We start from the raw sequence: 226 nt of genomic DNA on the forward strand, positions 1-226 counted from the left end.
CCAGCCTGGCTCCACTGACCGGCAAATTGCGGCCGGGTGGCGAGCCAGAAGTAACCTTTGGAGCGGATCAGTTTGCCTGATGGCCAATCCTGATGGAGAAATTCATAAAACTTTCCCGGATGAAATGGACGGTGTGCACGGTAGGCAAAACTGGTGATTCCGTATTCTTCTGTTTCCGGTGTATGTTCGCCACGCATTTCCTTCAGCCAGCCTGGGGCTGTTGCAG

The 226-nt window shown here is 54.0% G+C and carries 1 protein-coding gene; it reads right to left on the reverse strand.

Annotated features, from left to right (window positions below):
* On the reverse strand, window positions 1-226 hold a 226-nt coding region (locus B2Z72_RS11105), incomplete at both ends, for a GTP-binding protein (RefSeq protein ID WP_297004807.1).

This window comes from Thalassolituus sp. UBA6592, assembly GCF_002433655.1.
GTDB lineage: Bacteria > Pseudomonadota > Gammaproteobacteria > Pseudomonadales > Oceanobacteraceae > Venatoribacter.